At 44.2% G+C, this 22,802-nt stretch carries 15 protein-coding genes and 1 other annotated feature (1 of these 16 only partly in view); of the genes, 5 read left to right on the forward strand and 10 right to left on the reverse strand.

Translation table 11 applies throughout. The annotated features are described in order from the left end of the window. Nucleotides 1–240, reverse strand: a binding site (T-box leader) (it extends 47 nt beyond the left edge of the window). Nucleotides 241–509: 269 nt separating this feature from the next. The 5 genes from M2444_RS15610 to M2444_RS15630 all read left to right on the forward strand — a co-directional run bounded on the left by M2444_RS15610 (nt 510) and on the right by M2444_RS15630 (nt 8,468). Next, nucleotides 510–3,068, forward strand: a complete 2,559-nt coding sequence (locus M2444_RS15610) for a hypothetical protein (RefSeq protein ID WP_280787405.1) — start codon at nt 510–512, stop codon at nt 3,066–3,068. Nucleotides 3,069–3,125: 57 nt separating this feature from the next. Next, nucleotides 3,126–4,559, forward strand: coding sequence for an efflux RND transporter periplasmic adaptor subunit (locus tag M2444_RS15615; RefSeq protein WP_280787406.1), 1,434 nt, complete (start codon nt 3,126–3,128; stop codon nt 4,557–4,559). Then, complete coding sequence (locus M2444_RS15620) at nt 4,556–5,254, forward strand: ABC transporter ATP-binding protein (RefSeq protein WP_094870612.1); 699 nt, start codon at nt 4,556–4,558, stop codon at nt 5,252–5,254. The genes M2444_RS15615 and M2444_RS15620 overlap by 4 nt, the downstream gene beginning before the upstream one ends. After that, nucleotides 5,251–6,423: an ABC transporter permease gene (locus M2444_RS15625; protein WP_280787407.1), complete on the forward strand. Its 1,173-nt coding sequence runs from the start codon at nt 5,251–5,253 to the stop codon at nt 6,421–6,423. The genes M2444_RS15620 and M2444_RS15625 overlap by 4 nt, the downstream gene beginning before the upstream one ends. 434 nt (nt 6,424–6,857) lie before the next feature. Continuing rightward, complete coding sequence (locus tag M2444_RS15630; RefSeq protein WP_179283799.1) at nt 6,858–8,468, forward strand: diguanylate cyclase domain-containing protein; 1,611 nt, start codon at nt 6,858–6,860, stop codon at nt 8,466–8,468. 59 nt (nt 8,469–8,527) lie between these two features. Here the strand turns inward: M2444_RS15630 and pulA are convergent, their stop codons facing one another. From pulA to M2444_RS15680, 10 genes are all read right to left on the reverse strand, one after another. After that, entirely contained in the window at nt 8,528–10,867 is a 2,340-nt protein-coding gene (pulA, locus tag M2444_RS15635; protein ID WP_280787408.1) for a type I pullulanase, read from the reverse strand. A 411-nt stretch (nt 10,868–11,278) separates the two neighbouring features. Next, the gene (gene ptsP, locus M2444_RS15640; protein WP_094870608.1) at nt 11,279–12,991 is read right to left on the reverse strand and encodes a phosphoenolpyruvate--protein phosphotransferase; all 1,713 of its coding nucleotides are present in this window, start codon (nt 12,989–12,991) and stop codon (nt 11,279–11,281) included. After that, entirely contained in the window at nt 12,984–13,259 is a 276-nt protein-coding gene (locus M2444_RS15645) for an HPr family phosphocarrier protein (RefSeq protein WP_042131974.1), read from the reverse strand. Before M2444_RS15645 ends, ptsP begins: the two co-directional genes overlap by 8 nt. A gap of 100 nt (nt 13,260–13,359) precedes the next feature. After that, complete coding sequence (gene ptsG, locus M2444_RS15650) at nt 13,360–15,423, reverse strand: glucose-specific PTS transporter subunit IIBC (protein ID WP_094870607.1); 2,064 nt, start codon at nt 15,421–15,423, stop codon at nt 13,360–13,362. A 235-nt stretch (nt 15,424–15,658) separates the two neighbouring features. Continuing rightward, a complete protein-coding gene (glcT, locus tag M2444_RS15655; protein WP_094870606.1) occupies nt 15,659–16,534 on the reverse strand; it encodes a glucose PTS transporter transcription antiterminator GlcT in 876 nt (291 codons plus the stop codon). A gap of 128 nt (nt 16,535–16,662) precedes the next feature. Continuing rightward, nucleotides 16,663–18,276 (reverse strand): hypothetical protein, encoded by a 1,614-nt coding sequence (locus M2444_RS15660; protein WP_280787409.1) that lies wholly within the window; start codon nt 18,274–18,276, stop codon nt 16,663–16,665. Further along, entirely contained in the window at nt 18,269–18,976 is a 708-nt protein-coding gene (locus M2444_RS15665) for an ABC transporter ATP-binding protein (RefSeq protein WP_094870604.1), read from the reverse strand. The genes M2444_RS15660 and M2444_RS15665 overlap by 8 nt, the downstream gene beginning before the upstream one ends. A gap of 110 nt (nt 18,977–19,086) precedes the next feature. After that, entirely contained in the window at nt 19,087–20,661 is a 1,575-nt protein-coding gene (locus M2444_RS15670; protein WP_280787410.1) for a flotillin family protein, read from the reverse strand. Further along, entirely contained in the window at nt 20,661–21,197 is a 537-nt protein-coding gene (locus M2444_RS15675) for an NfeD family membrane protein (RefSeq protein WP_042186148.1), read from the reverse strand. Before M2444_RS15675 ends, M2444_RS15670 begins: the two co-directional genes overlap by 1 nt. 290 nt (nt 21,198–21,487) lie before the next feature. After that, a complete protein-coding gene (locus M2444_RS15680) occupies nt 21,488–22,651 on the reverse strand; it encodes an iron-containing alcohol dehydrogenase (RefSeq protein ID WP_280787411.1) in 1,164 nt (387 codons plus the stop codon). Nucleotides 22,652–22,802 lie beyond the last annotated feature (151 nt).

Below are 22,802 nucleotides of genomic sequence, written 5' to 3' on the forward strand. Positions count from 1 at the left end.
CTGTTCCCCATAAGAGCTTCATTCCCTCTTTTGGCTGGACAGATACCTATCTCACTTTATACAGAAATAACGGTCTGTGACCGGTTTCCCCTACGCTTCCTTACAAGGCAATCTTAAGGAATTCAAGGAACTGCTCCGGAGTGAACTTCGACAGCTCTGTTTCCTAGAAACGCTCTCAATCACCGGCGTCTCCTCCCTGTAAGTCAGGCACTGTGTACTCTTCTCCATCACTGCATTTTACAATTCAATCTAATTGTCAGGTATCTCTTTTATGCAAGAGATATGTCTGTTTATTATATGCAAAATCTGTCGTTTTGACAAGTTCAAGCATAATTAGGGCAATTTTTATCTGGCTTTAAGCTGGCTTTAAGGTTCAGAGCCGTTCCGGGGACTTTTTTTCAGCTAACGTTCAGCGGAGCTTGATAATTTCCATTATTAAGAAGGCATGGTTGTACTCCATCATAAACCACCTTCATAGTACAAGGACTTTCATACCGGGAGGGAATTACATGCATGCACGAAGAACAAAAGTCGCTGGGATCATACTTAGCGCAGCCGTTCTGAGTCAAGCTTCAGCGTATGGAGCATACGCTGCATCAACGACTAGTACATCCACCAAAACGGCAACCACCACCGTATCCACTCTGGATAAACTCGGCTCGATAGCTTTAAAGAGTAACGTAAGCGTGAAGCTGAGCGATGTAGGCTTTTTAACTCAGGATGGCGGCAATATTCTTACATACACCCTCAGCTATTACAATGGGAGCGGAAGCAGCATCAATCTGGTGGACTATTTCTCTAAGGTAACTACTGCCGGAGGAACGGTTATCCAAGGGAGCCCAGTAACCAGCAGTGCAACTATCAAGTCCATAGCCTCCAAAAGCAGTCAATCCGTAACCTATTATGTAAACATCGGTAAATCCACCTCTTTAAAAGGCGTTAAGATTTCAGTCTTTGGTTGGGATTTCAGCAGTACCGATTATCAAAAGAAGCTGGGTACTTTCACCCTACCTGCAACTTTTTCACAAGCGGTCGCTAGAGGGCAAAGCAAAAAAATAACCTTGAATAATCAACCCGTAACAACCCAAACAGAAAGTCTGCAAATTTACAAATATAACGGTAAGGTATACGCCAAAGTAGGTGTGAGCTTAACCAATCAAGGAACCAAAGTGCTAAGTGATCCTGGACTTAAGGGATACCTCGCATCCGCAGGCGGATCTGTATTTGAATTAACGCTTGATGACGCGAGCAGCAACTACAAAGTACAGCCACAAGAAAAAAAGACGATCTACTACATGACGGAAATCCCCTCTTATATGAAGACAGGCAATATGACTCTGCAGTTTGCTGGAGAAGATACTTCATTAAAAATAGCTTTGCCCCTCGTCACCTATAACCTTCCCGCTGCTACCACACCAGATCTTGTCATAGCCAGCAATGTCATTAAGAAGCTTACAATCAACAACAATACTGTCGAGACGCAGTTAAAAAGCGCCAATGTCTATGCCGACAACGGCACCGCGAAGTGGACGCTGCAATTTCGAGTAAAAAATAGCGGCAACAAGACGATTACTTTGCCTGCTTATGAGTTTACCGTTAAAGCCGCTGAAGGATATAGCTTTCCGGTGGACACGAAGGCTTTCGCCAGCCTTACACTCAAACCCCTTGAAGAAAAAATAATCGAGCTCAGTGCAGAAGTTCCGCTAACGATAGCTCAAGGAACGCTACAGCTGCAAATGAATGAACCCGCTGTCGAGGGTAAGATCATTTTTCCTACAGCCTATTATCAGATCCCTTACATTCTGCAAACTAATAATTGGCAGGACACAGAATACGCAGTGGAGAACAGCCACGGTACATTTGCTGTCAAGCTTACGAACATCCAGCGGCTACCTTGGGCAGACAAAGATCAGCTTGTAGCTAAAATCAATATTCGCAACACGAAATCGACCTCTGTACAGCTTCCAGCGTTTACAAGTGTCATTAAAGCTGGTGAGAGTGATATTAGCAGCACTTCCCAAGTCGTCACAGAAAGCACACAAACCCTACTCGGGCCAAATGAATCCGCAGACGTTTATGTCGTGGCCAATGTTCCTTACACCTACCAGTTCAATCCATTAAAAATAACGCTGCAAGAAACCTCCGGCGAAAGCAAAATTAATTTTCTTTCGTTAAGTACAAATCAGTTGGATAGCCGTGTTCAGGAAGTTGCAGCACTAAGTTCCTTCCAAATTGACCTTGAAAGCAAAAAAGCAGAAGTATTAGAGCGCCGGACAACGGTTTATCAGGGTACGAGCTCCAATATCATGTACACAGAACTGGAAATGAACAGTGAGGAAACACGTAAATCAGAGCAGGCTCAACTCGTAGCTTATTACAAAACACCAGACAATCAATATTTCGAAGGCGAGGTCAACCAGTCTACAACTTCCACGAGCCCTAACGGAAAAAATCTGATTACCGTCTGGACTAAGCTTCCACTTGGAGTAGATCCTTCTCAGCTTGTTCTTTATATCGGTGAAGGGGTATCCGAAGGAAAACTTACGGCTCCTGGCGGGAAATCAACGGGATATATCAATACGGTGTCACTGGGACTAAATAATGTTGCGTTGGAGGCAAAGAGCAATCTTTTGGATGTAGAATTGTTCCCTTATACCCTATCCGTGACAAATGCAGTCACCACCGTCACTGGTGGAAAAGATACGCTAAGCACTGTCCTAACCTACAACCTGTCGAGCAGCACGCTTTACGAATCGGGTACGTATGAGCACAAGCTTGTACTAGAGCTGATCGACCCCTTCGGACAAACGATGGAAAAGACATTAACACTTGGCACAGATCTGCCATTAGGTAGCTTCAAGTCGTACACCACAACATTCACAAGCAATCTTTACAAAACTCTAAGTGGCGGCGCGATCCGATTGAATATATACGACGAATTCCAAGGTCATCGAAATTTGCTGGGAACTGGGACCTATGTTGTCACTTATCAGGCAGCGTCAACGACTTCAAACAGCAATTCCGCTTCAAACACCGATTCTGATGCTAACAATCCATCCGACATTTAGTAAAAGCGCAAGGGTGGCTGAATTCAAAAGAAATTTGATGATCTATGGAGGATAGAAATGAAGAAGAAAAAAGTGTTGCTCTGGACCATCGGAGTAGTAGCTGTAGCAACAGCCGGATTGTTGGTGTATACATTTTTACCTGATAAGAGCAGTCAGGCTGCTGAAGTGCCCGTAAATACAGCCACGGTTACGAAGGGCGATATCATAGTAAATGTATCTGGAGCAGGCTCCGTCACGGCCACCGAAACAGGAAAAGTGAAAACGAAGGACGCTGGAACCGCAGCTGAAGTGCTTGTCCAAGAAGGAGACCTTGTGAAAAAAGGCCAGACATTAATTACCTTCGAAGGCGATGACCTGAGTGACAATCTCAAACAGGAACAAACCTCTCTTACCTCACTTGAAGTGGATCTTCAGGACAAGCAGGAGCAGTATAAGAAGCTTGCCGTGGCAGGTGCCTCCGAGGATGAATTGGCCAGTGCCAAACGTTCGATTGAAAAAGCGAAAACAGATATCGCTTCTCAAATCGAAAAAATAGCATCTGTACAAGAAGATATGATCCCTCCAGATCCCCTAACCGCCCCTATTGACGGAACTGTTACAGCTGTTAATATAGCCAACGGTGAAAAAGCGATGGATGGCTCTGAACTCATCGATATCACCAATTATGCTAATTTAAGCGTCATAGTGCAGGTGGATGAGCTTGATATTACTACAGTGAAGTTGGGGATGCCTGCCACCATTTCATTGGATGCCCTTCCCGACACTGAATTCAAGGGGAGTGTCACAAAGATTGCCAAGGAAGGTACAGTCTCAAACGGAGTATCCCTCTTCGATGTTACCGTTGGCTTAACTAGCTCCGAAGGTGCCCTTGTCGGGATGTCGGCAGAAGTTTCAGTTACAACGGCTGAGAAAAAAGATGTGTTAACCGTACCGGTTGAAGCTGTTCAAGAAAGAAATGGCAAGTATACAGTAGCTCTCCCCTTAACAGCGGGTTCAACCGAAAACTCATCTACCGAGGGCCAGGCACCAATGCCTAGTGGGGCTCCTGATGATGCCCGCGGCGGAGTAATGCCCAGCGGAGCACCTGAAGCTGGCGGTGGAGTTATGCCTAGCGGAGCGCCTGATGCTCGCGGTGGCGCAATGCCTAGCGGAGCGCCTGATGCTCGCGGCAGCGGTGCTATGGCTAGTGGAGCAGCTGGTACAAGAAACCGCGGAAATAGTAATCAGCGAATGGTTTCTGTCGAAGTGGGCATTCATGATGAGAGCAGCATTGAAATTGTCAGCGGACTTAATGAAGGAGACAAAGTGATCATTCCTACAGTAATCTCTACCAAAACGGGTACAACTAGTACTGAGATGCAAATGCAAGGCGGTATGGGTGGCGCCGGTTTCGGCGGCGGAGGCTTTAGCGGTGGTGGCGGCTTCAGTGGAGGTGGTGCTGGTGGCATGGGCGGAGCACCAGCTGGTGGTGGTGGGGGTGGCAGCAGATGAGTGCTTCAGCACCACTGATCCAAGTCCAGAACATGACCCATGGCTATAATATGGCCGGAGAAACTATGACAGTCCTGAAAAATCTTTCCTTTACAATCGACTTCGGAGAGTTCGTAGCGATTATAGGTCCTTCCGGTTCTGGTAAATCAACACTCATGAACATGCTTGGATGCCTCGATATATCAGATGAGGGAAGTTACCTTCTGGACGGGCAAGAGGTTCGCAAATTATCCGACAACAAGCTGGCTATTATCCGAAATGAGAAGATCGGCTTTATCTTTCAAAATTTCAATCTTCTCCCCAAATTGTCTGCTGTCGAGAATGTAGAGCTTCCTCTAATATACCGCGGCCTCTCACATCGAGAACGTAGAGAAACGGCGCAACAGGCACTCCTTAAAGTAGGCTTGGAGGAAAGAATGCATCACCGACCTTCTGAGCTTTCTGGAGGACAGCAACAGCGTGTTGCGATTGCGCGAGCCATGGCTGGATCTCCCCCGATTCTACTTGCAGATGAACCTACCGGGGCGCTTGATACGCGAACTGGACAAGAGGTCATGCAGATGATTCGAGAATTAAATGAGCAAGGTCATACAATCATCCTAATCACACATGACCTCGAAATTGCAAAGCAAGCGAAGCGGATCATTCGTATTCAGGATGGCAACCTCGTAGAAGATCGGAGGAATGCGAGGTGAAATTATTTCAAAGTATGCGGATGGCTCTAAAAAGTATTTACAGCAGTAAAGTAAGAGCTTTTTTAACGATGCTGGGTATTATTATTGGTGTATCATCCGTTATCATTCTCGTTTCTGTGGGGCAGGGAACTACTTCTCAGATTACGGAGCAGCTTAATGGACTCGGAACAAATCAGCTGACGGTAAACATCACTGGCCGCGGGGCTACCACCTCCCTCACCTATGAAGAAGCCTTAGCACTAGGAGATATAGAGGGGATAGAAAATGTAGCTCCTGTAATCAGTGGCAACGTTACAGCCAAGCATAATACTGAGAATGTTAGCGTTACTGTTGAAGGCATTACACCTTCTTATGAGGACGTTAAGGATTTCCATGTACAGTCAGGACGTTTCCTGCTTGATATAGATACAGAGTACCGGCAGAAGGTTGCGCTGATAGGCACAGGTACGGCTGAGGATTTATTCGGCACAGATGATCCTGTAGGCCAAAAGGTACAGCTAAACGGGATCAGCTATAAAATCGTCGGCCTGTTGGAAGCCAAAGGCTCTAGTCTAAGTGGTTCCAACGATGATATCTTATTAATCCCTATAGCTACTGCAGAACGTCAGTTAAAAAGCAAAGGCGTACGTTCTATCACAATTGCGACGACTTCAGCAGACACTGTAGCCACGGTAAAAGATAAACTAGAGAGTACACTGGATGCTAAATTTAATTATGCGGATAATGCTTTTAGTGTATTTGACTCTCAAGAGATGCTGGAAACTGTAAATTCTACGACAGCTACGCTTTCAATGGCACTTGCGGGAATTGCCGGCATTTCACTATTTGTTGGGGGGATCGGCATCATGAATATTATGATCGTATCCGTCAATGAAAGAACAAGAGAAATTGGTATCCGCAAAGCAATTGGCGCCAAAAAGTTCGATATTCTCGCTCAATTCATGATCGAATCCATTGTGCTTAGCGGATTGGGTGGGGTGATCGGTGTTGGTATTGGAGTCGTAGGTAGTTGGCTCCTAGGAAAGTATACTTCACTTACCGTATCCATTGCCTGGGATATGGTACTGATCTCTTTTGTTTTCTCCTTGCTTATCGGCGTAATTTTCGGAATGATGCCTGCGAACAAAGCCGCACGGCTTCGCCCCATTCATGCACTACGTAACGAATAGTTACTTCAAGTAAGCTGCCCAGTCATTAATATGACTGAGCAGCTTTTTTAGCATAACAGAACGCATATTTTTGAGGCTGAGCTAGGTATCATTTACGAAGACGGTGGGTAATAGGATTTATGGATTTGAATATAGATAAGGCAATAGGCTCATACCGTAATCATTAATTTTATTATTATCGATATTTATTTGAGGAAGCGATTGCTCTATAAGTAGGACGTCCTATATACTTGTTGTACTACAAACTGCGGTCCACACACAATTTATCTTTCCCATGCCTCATTTCCCATTATGTTACAACACCTCTTTTTCACATAGTCACTCTCAACATCTTTGCCTGAAAATAAAATACACCTGCCACAAATGGATGTTCCGCAGGTTATAGTTAGCAGCAATAAGATTTGTTAAACATCTTATGCGGGGAGAGAATGACCGTGGCTGGATTTTTCGATATCAAAGTAACACGCAAACTAATCTTTATTTTCGCTGCGATCTCCATTCTACTGGTTGGGATTAGTGTAGCTTCTTTACTCTATCTAAATCACACCATTAACAGAATGTCAGATTCTTTATATGAAGATGTATTTGAGAACTCTGAGCTCATACTGAGCGCTGATCGTGATCTGTATCAAGCCGCAATCGCTCTCCACTCCTCCATGAGCTCGAACCTCACTGACGCTGAACGTGATCAGTTCATTCAGGAATTTAAGGACAATAATCAACAAGCACAAGAACGGGTAGGCCTAGCAAGTTCAGACATCAGATCCATCAACAAACCCTACAGTGATTTGAAGCAGGCCAATATACTTACTGAATTAGAGAATGAGCTCCATGCCTTTGAAACATCCCTAGTCCTATGGAAGAATACAGGGAGTAAATTGATAGCTGAACGGATGCAAATCGGATGGGACCCTGCTTCATATCATGCTGTAAATCTGAACATGCAGTTAAATGAAGTTAGAACTCATCTTGATCAATCAGAAGACCTGGTAGACACCTACGCCTTACAAGTAACAGATGGGTTCCAAGATAAAAAGAGTGCACTTTTTGCGCTGTACTCATTGGTCTTCTTTATTCTGCTTCTAGTTATTATTTATCTGGGTCGCAAAATCATTTGGCTCAAAAATGAAATGCTGGAGGAACAAACACTCTATCAGCTAATCGGTGAAACCATGTCTGACTTTATTATATTGACTGATCCTAACGGGTTGATATTGTATAGCTCCCCTTCACATTCAAGTATTCTCGGCTATGTTCCTAAAAAGGGTGACCCACTATCCAACTATATTCGTGAACCGGAAATCGCTTGGGCCAAACTAAAGAGTATCGTTCAAGGAACCCCTCGTATCTCAGAGCTACGAATGCGTGGAGCTGAAGGGCAATGGGTATGGCTGGAAACGAAGGTGTCGCCTGTTCGGGGAAGCAATAATTTCCCAGCACAATTTATGTTAGTGTCCCGTGAAATTACACAACGGAAGCAGTACGAAGAACGATTACATAAGCTAGCCTTCTATGATCATTTAACCGCAATTCCCAACCGTGCTCATTTCAAAATGTACATGGAGAATCTCATCAACCAACCCGAGGAACGGAGAAAGAATATTGCACTCGCATTGCTGGATTGCGACAGATTCAAGCAGTTAAACGATACCTTAGGACATCTGGCAGGTGACGAATTTCTCCAACTGCTCTCTCGAGAGCTTTTGCAAACGGTTAAAGGTGTAGGCCAGGCGTTCCGGATTGGCGGTGATGAATTCGCGGTGGTACTGCACCGATTTACCTCTCCAGAAATGTTAGATGAAATGCTTCAGCGGTTGCTTAAGTTATTCAACAAATCTTGGTCTATTGACAATGGATCTAGCTTCCACACCTCCGCAAGTATTGGCGTAGCCCTATTTCCTGAAAATGGAAGCAGCATTAATGAACTTCTGCGTGCCGCAGATCTAGCGATGTACCTTTCTAAAGACCATGGTGGGAATGAAGCTAATCTCTACTACGATCTATTGGATGTAGGTTTAGCCAACCAAACCATCGGAAAACCATAAGAACAACAAAAAGAGCTGTTCCGGGGGTCAAAACCCTGAAGCAGCTCTTTTTTATTCTTTTAACTGGTTAACTGCAGATGATCATCTGAGATCCCATCATTCTCCTGATCACGATCTATAACCATCACCTTGATCAGCTCGTCATCCGTGGAACAATCAATAAAGCGATCGCCATCGCCATCTTTCTCTTCCCAGTCATTAAGACGTAATATATACCCGATAGAATTGGTATCTGGCAACACCTCAATGCGTGCAACTGCACGCCCATCCTCCATATACCGAAAGTCGCATTGTCCATCCTGAATTCCTGTATCCCAAACCCAAAGATTCCAGCCTTGATATTTCCCATCTGGCCGTTCATAGTGTACTTCGATAATTTTAGATCTCGGGGCTGGCTCACCACATTCATCATAGAGCACCATCATCGACAAGCCTTCAATTTCCACCTCGCTACCTGTAACCCTTCGGAATGCTTCTGTCCCTGCTCGGGTATGATCCACTACCACATTCCAACCGTTATTAGCTTCAGGAAGAGATAGCTTTACTCGATCATTATTGGCATTAAAAATGACTGTTATATTGTTCCAGAGATCGCCTCCTGCATGATTTCTAAGCAGGTACGACACGATCCCCCCATCACAGCGCATAAATTCCAGCGAACGCTCAATTTCCTGCCTACCATGCAGACGAAATGCCGGATGTGTACGCCGCAGTTCGATCAAGCCTTTATAATATTGAAATACAGGATTAAACACACTCTTCATATTCCAGCGGATCGCGTTAATCGTATCACCGCTACGATAGCTATTATGATCTCCAAATTTACTGCGCAGGAGTTCATCACCGGCATGCAGGAATGGAATCCCTTGCGAGCTCAGGATGATTCCATTTGCAAGCAGGGATCGGCGCACGGTCTCATTGCTGAGAATATTCTCCAGATCTACATTTACGTAAGGATTAGCCCGTGAAGCAGCATCCTGAAATCCCCCTTGTACGGTAAGCACCTTATCCCATAAATTCAAATTATCATGGGCCGTTACATAGTTCACCGATTCCACAGGAGAGTCTGTAAATTCGTGGATGGCTCCTTTGATTCCGGCTGCAACAGCCCCTTCTTTGCCGTATTCCCCTGTAATGAAGCCCCGTCCCCATCCATCACTATCACCTTTGATCGCCGAACGGAAGTTATCGTTGAAGACAGCATATCCTTTTCCCCGCTGCACACCTTTTAGCGTCTTTGTTGCCAGTGGAGAATCTCCTCCTGTCCAAGGTTCGCCATATAACAGCAGATTAGGATTTACCTCAAGTCTAAGCTCTTCCGTTATTTCACGCATGGTCACACTATCCATCAGACCCATAAGATCAAATCTGAAGCCATCAATATGATACTCCGTAGCCCAGTAGGACAAAGAATCCTTAATATATTTGCGTACCATCGGACGCTCTGTAGCCAGCTCATTACCCACGCCCGAGCCATTAGATAAACGTCCCAAGTAGTCACGGCGATAGAAGTAATCTGGTACAAGCGGCTCAAAGGGGCCCTTCTCCACAGCGTACGTATGGTTGTAAACCACATCCATAATCACTGAAATCCCACGACTATGCAGTGCCTGAACCATTTCTTTAAATTCCCGAATTCGTAGCCCTGGATTGGTAGGATCAGTGCTATACGATCCTTCCGGTACGTTATAATGCTGAGGATCATAGCCCCAATTGTAGTCGTTATGTTCAATGGATGAACCACGCTTCATTACACTCAGCTCATCTACAGTCTGGAAATCAAACACAGGCATCAGATGTACATGGGTGATACCCAATTCGACCAGATGATCCATACCTATTGCATTTCCTTCCGAATCTTTTAATCCAAATTCTGTAAATGCTTTAAATTTACCCTTATTGTACATGCCAGAGCTCTCATGTGAGGAGAAGTCACGCACATGCAGCTCATAAATAACCGCGTCTGCAGGATGCTGCAATGGAGGAGCAACATCCTTCTCCCAATGCTCAGGATGGGTCCTACTTAAATCAACGATTGCTGTTCTTAAACCATTTGCCGATACGGCTGTTGCATAGGGATCTACTGCTTCCGTCACACTTCCATCAGCAAATACAGCACGGTACATATAATATTTCCCTTTTAAATCACCTGATAACTTAGTCTGCCAGACTCCGCCGTTCTGACGCTGCATATATATAATACGCCCACTATCTGCAGAGCTCAGATCAAATCCAATGTTACGTTGATTTCCATCTGTTTCGTACAAAACTAGAGATACCGCAAAAGCAGTAGGTGCCCAGACTTTAAATACACTGTACTCCATCGAGTACGTCAAGCCCAGGTCTTTACCTTCATAGACCTCAAACATTAATTCTGTATTTATAACATTTTTACTCATGAGTTAACACCATCCTATGGCTCCCTGCCTAACTTATAGGGATGCTTATAAGTCCAAATATTTCCAGTTTAGATCATATTAATACTTGCACAGCTCTGCAAGCCGATAAAGGAGTATAAACTTTCTATGGATTCATACTATTATATGTAAGACATATTTACAGGTTTGGGTTCCTTACCGACTTTATACTCATCACTATTACTATCGGCATAGACATCTGTACAATAAAGCAAATAAAAAGTGAATTTAGTTATTCTAAATTGAGTATAACGCTCTCCCATGAACATAAGCCAACACAAGAAATAAAAATATTGATTTAAACACAAAAAAACCGACTTCCAAACATCGGAAGTCGGTAATAGTAGTTGGAACGTTATAAAACGTTTAACGGAGTAATGCATATGGAAATAGTTAGTTAGTGATGCTTTGAACAAGTGCAGCTACTTCTTCAGCAGTGCCAAGTTGCAGTGCTTTTGCAGCCAGTTCCTTCATGTCGGCAGCCGACAATTTAGAAATTTGACTACGTGCTGGCAGAATTGACGTTGCACTCATACTGAATTCATCAAGGCCAAGACCTAGTAAGAGTGGAATCGCTGTTGCGTCCCCAGCCATCTCACCGCACATTCCAGTCCATTTACCTTCTGCATGCGCTGCATCAATTACATTTTTGACCAGACGCAGGATGGCCGGATTGTATGGCTGATACAGGTAAGACACCCGTTCATTCATACGGTCAGCAGCCATTGTATATTGAATAAGGTCATTCGTACCAATACTGAAGAAATCAACTTCCTTTGCAAACTGGTCAGCCAATACAGCAGTGGAAGGAATTTCAACCATAATGCCAAGCTGAATGTTGTCAGACACTTCCTTGCCTTCTTCACGAAGCTTCGCTTTCTCTTCAAGCAGAAGATCACGGGCTGCACGGAATTCACCAAGTGTTGCGATCATAGGGAACATAATGCGAAGATCCCCATGAACACTTGCTCTCAGTAAAGCACGCAGTTGCGTACGGAAAATATCCTGACGATCCAGACAAAGACGAATTGCACGGAATCCTAAGAAAGGATTCATTTCCTTTGGTAGATCCAGATACGGAAGTTCTTTGTCGCCACCGATATCAAGTGTACGTACAACTACCGGTTTGCCTTTCATATTCTCAAGCACAGTACGATAGGCGTTATATTGAATTTCCTCAGAAGGCAACTTATCGCGGCCCATGTATAGAAACTCAGTACGATACAAGCCTACACCTTCGCCACCATTCTCAATTACACCATTGACATCGTTTGGTGTACCGATATTAGCTGCCAGCTCCACGTGCTTACCGTCTGCAGAAATCGTTGGTTTATCACGAAGTTTCTTCCACTCTGCAATTTGCAAGTCGTAAGCTTCCTGCTTGCGAACGTACGCTGCCACTTCTGCTTCACTAGGATTAATAAGAACGTCTCCGTTCAGACCATCGACAATCACTAGATCCCCAGAATTCACTTCTGTCATGACATTCTTAGTTCCAACAACTGCTGGAATTTCCAAGGAGCGTGCCATAATCGCTGAGTGGGACGTACGTCCACCAATGTTTGTTGTGAAGCCTTTAACATACTTGCGATTTAGCTGTGCTGTGTCAGAAGGTGTTAAATCCTCAGCGATAACAATAACCTCTTCATTGATTTCTGCAGGACTAACATAATGAATACCCAGCAAGTGGTTCAGCAGGCGTTTGGTCACATCACGCATGTCAGCTGCACGTTCTTGTAAGTAAGCACTCTTCATGTTTTCGAACATTTCAATGAATTGTGTAGCTACTTCGTTTAGTGCATAGTCCGCGTTAACCGATTCCTGACGAATTTTATCAATTACGGGATTAATCAGCTCAGGGTCCTCAAGAATCAGCAGATGGGATGCAAAAATCTCTGCTTTCTTCTCTCCTAGTTCTGCTAAAGTACGCTCTTTAATGGTTTGCAGTTCAGCACTTGATTTAGCAAGTGCGTCATTCAACTTGGCGACTTCTGCTTCAGGATCACTGATACTAGTCTTTGTAATTGTATAATCCGGATGTTTCAGGATAAAAGCACGGGCTACTGCAATCCCTGCTGAAGCCGCGATTCCTGAAATTTTATTCATGGATTTCCCCTAGCCCTTCTTTAATCATTACATCAGAAAGTGCGCTCAGAGCTTCAGCTTCTTCGCTGCCTTCAGTAATCAGAGACAACGTGTCTCCAGCTTCCAGACCCAATGACAATACGCCAAGGATAGATTTCAATGTAACTTTTTTGCCTTTTGCTTCTGCATAAGCTTCCGTACCTTTGAATTTCGTAGCTGTATTTACCAAGGCAGTTGCCGGACGTGCGTGAATTCCATCTTCATCGATAATTCTGAATGTTGTTTGCATAATATTATCCAACTCGCTTTCTTTTAATAGAGTATTTTTTAATTTATAGTGAAGGCTTCGCTCCCTTTAATGTTTAAAGGAAGCTTCCACCCTTGCACTTTTACTGAATGGTAATAATATCCTTATCGCCAATAGATACCTTACCTGGCTTCTTCAAGGTTACGGAAGAGCCTTCTGGCAAATTGGAGAAAATAACAGGAGACATTACTGAAGGTGCATGTGCTTTTACATATTCTAAATCCACTTCCATGATCGGCTGTCCAGCAGCTACAAGGTCGCCCTCTTCAACTAGAACAGTAAAGCCTTGACCTTTAAGCTTAACTGTATTAACCCCTATATGAACGAGCACTTCCTTACCCCCATCGGACATAATGCCGATCGCATGCTTGCTCGGGAACACATTAAACACTTTACCGTAAACCGGTGAAGCAATCTTTCCATCATCAGATAGGAAAGCAAAACCGTCACCCGTCATTTTTTGGGAGAACACTGCGTCTGGAACCTCAGTGATATCCACTAATTCACCATTTACCGGAGAGACGATATCTTCTTTGATAATCGCTTCACCAGTTTCACCCGCCTGCTGTTCTTCTTCAGGCTTAGGTGCAGCCGTTACCGGCGTTGCTGCAGGTGTCTTCCCATTAATTACATCTTGAATCTGCGATTTTATTGTATCGGAACGTGTACCGAAGATCGCTTGGACATTATTACCCACCTCAAGCACACCTGATGCACCAAGCTTCTTCAGACGATTCTTATCCACACCTGATTTATCTTTAACTTCCACACGAAGGCGGGTAATACAAGCATCCAGATGAGCGATGTTCTCTTTACCACCCAACGCAGATAAAATGTTTCGAGGCAGATCATCACCAGTTTTAGAAACTGATTCTGCATCTGTATCATCAGCTTCATCCGTATCTTCTTCACGCCCCGGTGTCATCAGATTGAACTTGCGAATAACAAAGCGGAACCCGAAATAGTAAATCAATGCAAGAGCAAGACCTACTGGAATTACGAGCCACCAAGCCGTACGGTTCGGAATGATACCAAAGAGTACGTAATCGATAAAACCTCCAGAGAAGGTCATACCAATCTTAACATTAAGGATATGCATGGTCATAAAGGACAGACCTGCAAACACAGCATGTACTGCGAACAGCAATGGAGCTACGAACAGGAATGAGAATTCGAGTGGTTCAGTAATCCCTGTCAAGAACGAAGTCAATGCTGCGGAAATCATCAAACTTCCGACGATTTTTTTATTATGAGGTTTAGCTTCATGATAGATGGCCAAAGCAGCTGCTGGAAGACCGAACATCATGAAAGGATACTTACCTGTTGTAAATGTTCCTGCTGTGAATTCAACGCCATCACGAAGCTGCTGCATGAAGATCCGTTGGTCACCTCGTACCAATTCTCCAGCTTTATCTACGTAGGTACCAAATTCATACCAGAATGGAGAATAGAAGATGTGATGCAGACCAAAAGGAATCAGCGAGCGTTCGATGGTTCCGAAGATAAACGCTGCGAGCGTTTTATTCGTATCAATCATACTTTGTGATACAAAGTTCAGACCGTGCTGAATTGGCGGCCAAACTAAGGTCAATGCCAGACCGAGAAGCAAAGACGTAACCGCAGTCATGATTGGAACGAAACGTTTACCTGCGAAGAAGCCCAAATAGGATGGAAGCTCAATTTTGAAGAATCGTTTGTACATGGACGATGCCAATATACCGACGAGTATACCACCAAACACCCCTGTCTGCAGTGTTGGAATACCTAAGACGCTAGCATAAGAAAAATCGCCTTGGCTCAGGACATAATCATTGACGCCAATTACAGTACCCATCGTAACATTCATTACGAGGAAACCGATAATTGCGGCTAGACCAGCAACACCTTCACCTCCGGCTAAACCAATCGCAACACCCACGGCAAATAGTAAGGATAGATTATCAAATACAATTTGCCCTGAGTTCATCAATACGTTAGCTATCGCCTGAACGACATCATTCTCCAGTGCCGGAACGTACTGTAGAAAATCGGGGTTTACCAGCATGTTTCCTATTCCAAGCAGCAAACCAGCTGCTGGCAGTATGGCAACTGGAAGCATTAGCGCTTTACCAACTCTTTGTAAAACGCCAAACATCTTTTTAAACATCAAGTCACTTCCTTTCATTATTCACTTTTCAGTAAAACAGATGCCAAAAAAGGCATGAGCAACACAGTATAAAGGTTGTTATCTAACGCTAAGGTTAGATTACCCCAAGATGGGGACTAGCAACCAAAATACTGTAAATCACTCATGCCTGATCGAATCAGTTACACGCTTGGTATTCTGTTTTAATTAGGACACCGATATTGTAGCACCGTTTTTTTGAAGTGACAAGCTTTTTTTACGGCTTACCATTCGTCTCCATACCCAATTCGTCTTCTTTCTTCTGGGCAAGACGTTGCAGGTGAACGGTCAAATAGCTGACCTCAGCTGGATATACAGGAATGTGCACTCGATTCTCGATAATCTTAGTTAATTGCCAAGCCAAGGAATACATTTCGGGATATTCTCGTTTCATAAGACTATCCAGCGTTGAAGTCTCCCTTACCGATTCTCCACGGCGCAGTCTTTCTAGAACAAAACGTAAATGAGTCACCAATCGTGAATAATCAAGTGAATCACGTGGAATTCGATATTCAAGGTTATTCTCTACGATTCCGATCAGATCCCCAATCAAAAGAGAATGTTGTCTAACCTCAGAAATTTGTCTGTTGCTCAACGCACTAACGATATGAAGTGCCACAAAGCCTACCTCATCTACAGGCAATTCCACATCCATACCTTCATTAATCCGCTCAATCGCATACTCTGCCATCTTGTACTCTTCAGGATAAATCTCTTTAGTCTCATACAGAAATGGATTGTGAATTGGGATATGTTGTTCATAACGCCGAATAGCAAATGAGATATGATCAGTGAGAGCAATATGAACATGCTCATTAAGTGGTTGACTACTGCTTTGCATAATATATAACAAAATTTCATGTACAATCTCAATCAACTTCTCATCCACTTGGGGAAGAAGCTGTTTATATTGTTCCTGTTCTTCCTGGCTGCGCAGAATAAACATCTTCTCCACAGCGGATAGGTTAATCCGATCATGCAATTTTCGATTAAACCCTATCCCTTTGCCAATCACTACAACCTCGGAATATTGGGGATGGTCCGCAATGATAACGTTGTTATTTAACACCTTTGCTACAGTTATGCTACTCATTATTGCCACCTCTTTTATCTCTAAACACCTGACTTCCAAGCAGCAAACGCAACATGAAACGGTACGATTAAAAAACTCTCGTTACCATCATATCATCAACATTCCGATATTAGAAGGATACCCGCGTTCTATTTTACCCGGAAAGTTCTGCTGGAGAACTTATATACCAATGTGAGGGCAATAACCATATAAGCAATCGTTCCCACAAGAACAACTAGTGTAAAAATTGACGATCCTTTTGGGAATCCGATAGAAGCCACGCTTAGTCCTAATACAACGCTATTGACGATAAAAAAGAATGGATTCTTCATATTGAGCTCCGTGCTGTATGGTTGAAAAATATAATACATGAACAAGTGATGCACGGAGAAGAACAAGGAAAGACACAGAATCGTCACCCAAAAAATCAACGCATCCCTCAACCCCCAATCCTCACCCGAGAATAGAAACAGCAGAGTACATGCTAAACATATAACCAAAGCAGGAATAAGGTTAAAGCCACTCAATTTAATAAGACGAATCTTGAAGTTGTCCAGAATCGCAGCTTGTTCACGATAAAATCCATAGCGTAATAAGCTTTGATCGCAATTATAAAACATCGCTTTGCACACTCGCTCACCTATAGAGGTATAGTTCATAATAAATACAAAAAAGGGAAGTCCACCAAGCAGATAAGTCGTATACTTAGACGAAGTCTCCGGCGAAATGAGTATGATTAGAACAGCCGCTATAAAGAGCACACCAATGATAATTAAGCGTCTCTGGATGGGTTGAATTAACAAGCGTTTATGTCTGGAGAAAAAAATAGCATTCAGGTAGGCGTAACCTTTTTTTCCTTGAAAAGCTTTCCCCTTAAGTTCTTCCAACGAAAAGTCCTTCTCCTTGGTCTGAACATCTGCTACCCTTGCTTCTTTCATCATCCGGTTCATATCCAGCAGTGGATCATCTATCTTGGTAACGACGTCTACAGCGCTGCGGTAGTTAGGATATTTTCCAATATACACAGCTGCAATTCCTCCAATTACAACGATCACAAGACTCACTGGGACACTAAATCCTGTCGCATCATTTACGAAAGCATATCCGAGATAAAGGGGCATATAGGCAAATAGAGCACCTAGTCCAATCACCGACCATACCCAGCTCATCTTTTTAACTAACACAATTCCTTTTTTGTCAAAAAACCAAAGATTCAGCGCCTCGGTGACTATTCTCCAAGCCGTTAACAGTAGTGCAAGCCATACGCCATGCCACAACGGGGCCCCAAAAATGCCCGCAAACACGGTTAATGCCGGAATAAAATATAAAAAGAACGTTAGCCCTTTAAGCAAAAGTGTAGCATGCATATACTGTTTAGCCTGAATTCTCATCAGCTTCACACATATATATTTATCCCGTTTGGGCTCTAATATAAACACATTCGAAACCGCAGCCACAATAAAGCTAAGAATTATAAAAATATGTAAGAACAAAGCATACTGTTCGGCGAGCGGCAATTCTTTGTGTGTGAGGACAATTGGCAAATAGATCACAATTCCCAAATAGGCAAACTTGCCTAAAAACCCCCACACCACCTTCAATGCAAGTACTATCCCAGCGAAGAGTTGTTTTAGTGCAATGTTAGAATAAATATCCCCATTTAAAAGTTTGCCAAGAACAGGTAGCATCTTGAAATAGTAAATCAGCCGATTGGCTCCGGACGAACCTCTAATCCTCTGAATGCTGCGAAGTGTACTAATCATTGTTGCCATCCTGAAGTAAAGCTATAATTTGCTCCTCAAATTCTGGACTTTGCAGAGTCTCACGCGGAATTTCTTGAAGGGTTCCATGATTTAGAATAACCAACTCGTCACATAAATCGGCGGCTAATTGTAAAATATGCGTAGAAAAAATAATGATGTGATCCTGCTTCATCTCACGCAGCAATTTCTTGATCTCAAGAGCCACAACCACATCAAAAGAAGTTAAAGGCTCATCTAGCAAAATCAAAGGCGGGCGAGTAATGATAAAGCAGAGCATTTGGATTTTATTCTTCATCCCGTGGGAATAACCCTTAATCAGCCGGTGTCGATCTTCTTCCTCAAACTTAATAATGGAAAAATAATCTTCAATGCTTTTATCCGGATCGATCTTCTCACGGTTAATGTCCATATAAAACTTAACGAACTCATAACCTGTCAGAAACTCAGGCAAAATGGGTAGGGAAAATACATATCCGATGTCCTCGTCACGAAGCGGACGGGTACTATCCTTCTCACCAATAAAGGCAGCCCCGCTATCCATTGGAATCTCACCACTTAGGCAATTGAAAAGTGTGGTTTTACCTGCTCCATTCCGTCCGAGTAGCCCATAGATCTTCCCTCTTTCAAAGGTGAAATCTGCATCTTTAATCACCTGTTTACCATCGAAGCTTTTATGGATATGGTCTAAAATTAGTTGCACGCTCGCGCACCTCTCCCATTCTATAACTAAGACCTAGAAACCTAGAGTAAGCCCGGTAGCAATCACCGAGCTTACCTTAAGTTAAATCATTCTAGTAGTTATTGCTTTAACTATTCTTCAGGTTGCTCAGCCACAGAAGTTGAAGCTTTGCTCGATACAACAGATGCTGCTGGAGTTGGCAGGGAAGCTGCCGTTGCGACTGGAACAGCCTTGCTTCCAGTTGACCCTGAGGATCTAGTCGTCAGCCCTTTGATCATGGCCTCTACGTCAATTCCAGAGACACTCTTCAGCATCTCAGGAGCCGTAGACATCAACTGTGTTACATAATTGCTGACACGTGCTGCACCTTCACCATTACCGGTATCTACAACAGTAAGCTTATCAATAGATGCCAGCGGCTTCGCGATTTGGCCAGCCAAATCAGGCAGCATTTTGACGATAATATCCAGCACAGCGGCTTCCCCGAACTTCTGGAACGCTTCCGCCAGCTTCTCTTTGGCTTCCGCTTCCGCTAGACCACGCAACCGGATAACTTCAGCATCCGCTGTACCTTTAGCCAGCTCTGCATCCGCCATCGCTTGACCTTCAAGGCGCTTCTGCTCCGCTGTAGCCTTAGCTTGCGTCTCGATACTGTATTGCAAGGCATCCGCTTCGCGCATTCTCTTCGCCTTATCGGCTTCCGCTGCTTGCTCTACTGCGTAACGATCCGCTTCCGCTTTTTTCTTCACTTCAGCATCGTACTGCTTCTCACGAACTTGAATTTCTTTAGCCTGTAGATCGATTTCACGTTCCTTACGTACCAGCTCAACCTTCATTTGCTCTTCAACAACGGTCTGCTTCGCACGTGCCTCTTGAATATGGTAAGCCTGATCGGCTTCCGCTTTCGCCGTGTCCTGATCCCGTTTAAACGCAGCCACCTTAAGCTGGTTTTCCTTAGAGGCTTCGGCGATATTCGTATCCCGCAGCAGTTCTGCTTTTTGCCCTTGCTCTTCAGCATTTGCCTTTTGAATTCTCGCATCCCGCACTGCTTCTGCTTCAGCGATCTCTGCATCACGCTTCACCGCAGCGATTCGCGGTTTACCCAATGCATCAAGATATCCATGTTTATCTCGCACATCCTTGATGGTAAACGAAACAATTTGCAGACCCATTTTCTTAAGATCACGTGCCGCCACGCCTTGAACCTCTTGCGCAAAACGGTCACGGTTACGATATACTTCCTCAACGGTCATTGAACCGAGAATGGCCCGCAGATGACCCTCAAGAACTTCTTGCGCCTCACTTTTCAGTGCTTCGATCGGTTTGCCCATGAATTGCTCAGCAGCTGTCGCCACATCTTCAGTCGAGCTGCCCACTTTAATAATCGCTACACCGTCAGCAATAACCGGAACCCCTTGTTCGGTATATACTTCCGGGGTCATCACATCGAGTTTATGAGAAAGAAGCGACATAAATTCAGCCTTCTGAAAGATAGGGAGGATAAAGGCCCCGCCCCCACGAACAATTTTAATCTTACGTCCAGATCCATCGTCAGAAATATGATTTTTACCTAAAAACGAACCTGTTACGATCATCCCTTCATCTGGTCCAACAGTTTTGTAACGTGCCCAGAATGCGATACCTAGCACAAACAAAACAGCAACAACAACAGCAGGGACTAACAAGTACTCAGGAATACCGAACATTAAAGATCCACTCCTCTTCTCTTTTCGAATTCTGACACCAATGCAACGCCTTCTCTAACCTCCACTACAACAACTTTGATCCCTGCCGGAAGCAGCTCATGATCAAAGCTTGCTGCCGTATGCAGGCTATTGCCTGCGCCAAACTTTACCATAATCTCACCATAACCCGTGGCGGGAACAGGAATTGTGATTTCCCCGATCTTGCCAGGCAGATCACTCATTGAGAAACCATTGGACATTTCGCTTTTTTCCATGGGCTTAACCACCCCTAGATACATAAGTACTCCCAAAAAAGCGGCGGCTAACAAAGACAAAGCAATGATCGCCCCAGCTTCCAGAGCGCTGTACCGGGTTAGAAGAATGCCCGCTCCGCCGAACACGGTTATTCCTCCTGCCAGTACGGTGGGATTCAGAAAATCTACGGATACGAAATCAAAGACTCCATGCAAAGCATCTCCGATCACATCACCCACCAGGACGCTGACTATGGCAAATATGACGCCTAGCGCCAAGCAGCCTAAATACAGCGTTTGCATATTTACTTCCTCCTGTCTTCATTCAGGACTGTCATATTAGTTTAAACGAATAAAGTAGGTCATTGGTTTCACAAACTTTGGATATTCACCCATAAAAGTTCCATTCTGAGGATAAACGTACGAAAAATGCGGTCAGCAGCAGCGGAGATCGGGGACGATGTCGAGGAGAAATCCACAGTAGAGCATAAACGCAAAGAAGCGATTCATCCATAACAGGAGAATCGCTTCCTTGACTTTCAAGTACGTCTTCTAGAATAAAGACTGATAGTCTTTTTCGTAGATGAATCTACTTACAGAGCCATTTTATAAATTTCTACTACATCCTCACGGTCAAGCTTGCGGAAATTACCAAACGGTCCGAAACGAACCGCCTTATCAGCCATACTGCCGATCTCGCTGTCATCAATATCATAATCTGCGAGTGTCTTCGGTGCACCAATGGAATCCCAGAAGCTACGTAGCGCTGCAATTCCTTCCAGCCCTATTTCCTTATCGTTCTTGCCAGTAGGATCAATTCCAAACACGTTTACAGCAAGCTTGCGGAAACGGGCAGGATCCGTATCGATATTATATTTCATCCATTGCGGGAACAGAATGGCCAGTCCTCCACCGTGTGGAATGTCGTATACTGCTGATACTGCGTGCTCGATATTGTGAGTCGCCCAATCTCCTGCAAAACCCATGCTAACCATACCGTTAAGCGCCATTGTTCCGCAGTACATGATCGTCTCACGCAGTTCGTAATTATTCAAATCTTCAATAAGCTTCGGTGCGGTTTCGATCACCGTACGTAGCAAAGTCTCACAAAAGCCGTCTTGTACCGGTGTGTTGGTGTCGTTATGGAAATAGTGCTCCAGAACATGAGACATGATATCCACCATGCCGTAGACCGTCTGATCACGCGGCAGAGTGAAGGTATTCTCTGGGTCAAGAATCGAAAATGCCGGGAATGCATGAATACTGCCCCAGCCCATTTTTTCCTTGGTCACCTCGTTAGTGATTACAGAGCCGCTGTTCATTTCTGATCCTGTAGCTGCCATCGTCAGCACTGTACCGAGTGGGAGAGCATCTTGAGCAGCTGCCTTACGTTCAACAAAGTCCCACATGTCACCTTCATATTTCGCCCCAACAGCAACTGCTTTAGCGCAGTCCAATACGCTACCGCCGCCTACAGCAAGGATGAGGTCGATATTATGCTCGTGACACAGCTCTACACCTTTATGTACGGTGGAAAGGCGTGGATTAGGCTCTACGCCCGAGAGTTCAGTGACCACAGTATCTATTGCGCTCAACTCAGCCATTACTTTATCGTACAGTCCGCTACGCTTGATACTACCGCCACCGTACATCAACAATACATTCTTACCGTACTTAGGAACCTCAGTCTTCAACGCTTCCAGCGTACCCTGTCCAAAGATCAACTTGGTAGGATTATAAAAATCAAAATTACGCATATGTGTAAACCTCCATTAGTTATTTCAGAATGTTGTGCCCACTCGTATTATAAACCTCTGAATAGCTGCATTCAAATGGAGTAGCTTCAAGCGTCATAAAAAAGGGGGATATCCTTAAGACCTAAGGCCTTAAGAACATCCCCTATCCAAA

The sequence above is a fragment of the Paenibacillus sp. PastF-3 genome (assembly GCF_029893135.1).
GTDB lineage: Bacteria > Bacillota > Bacilli > Paenibacillales > Paenibacillaceae > Paenibacillus_AQ > Paenibacillus_AQ nitricinens.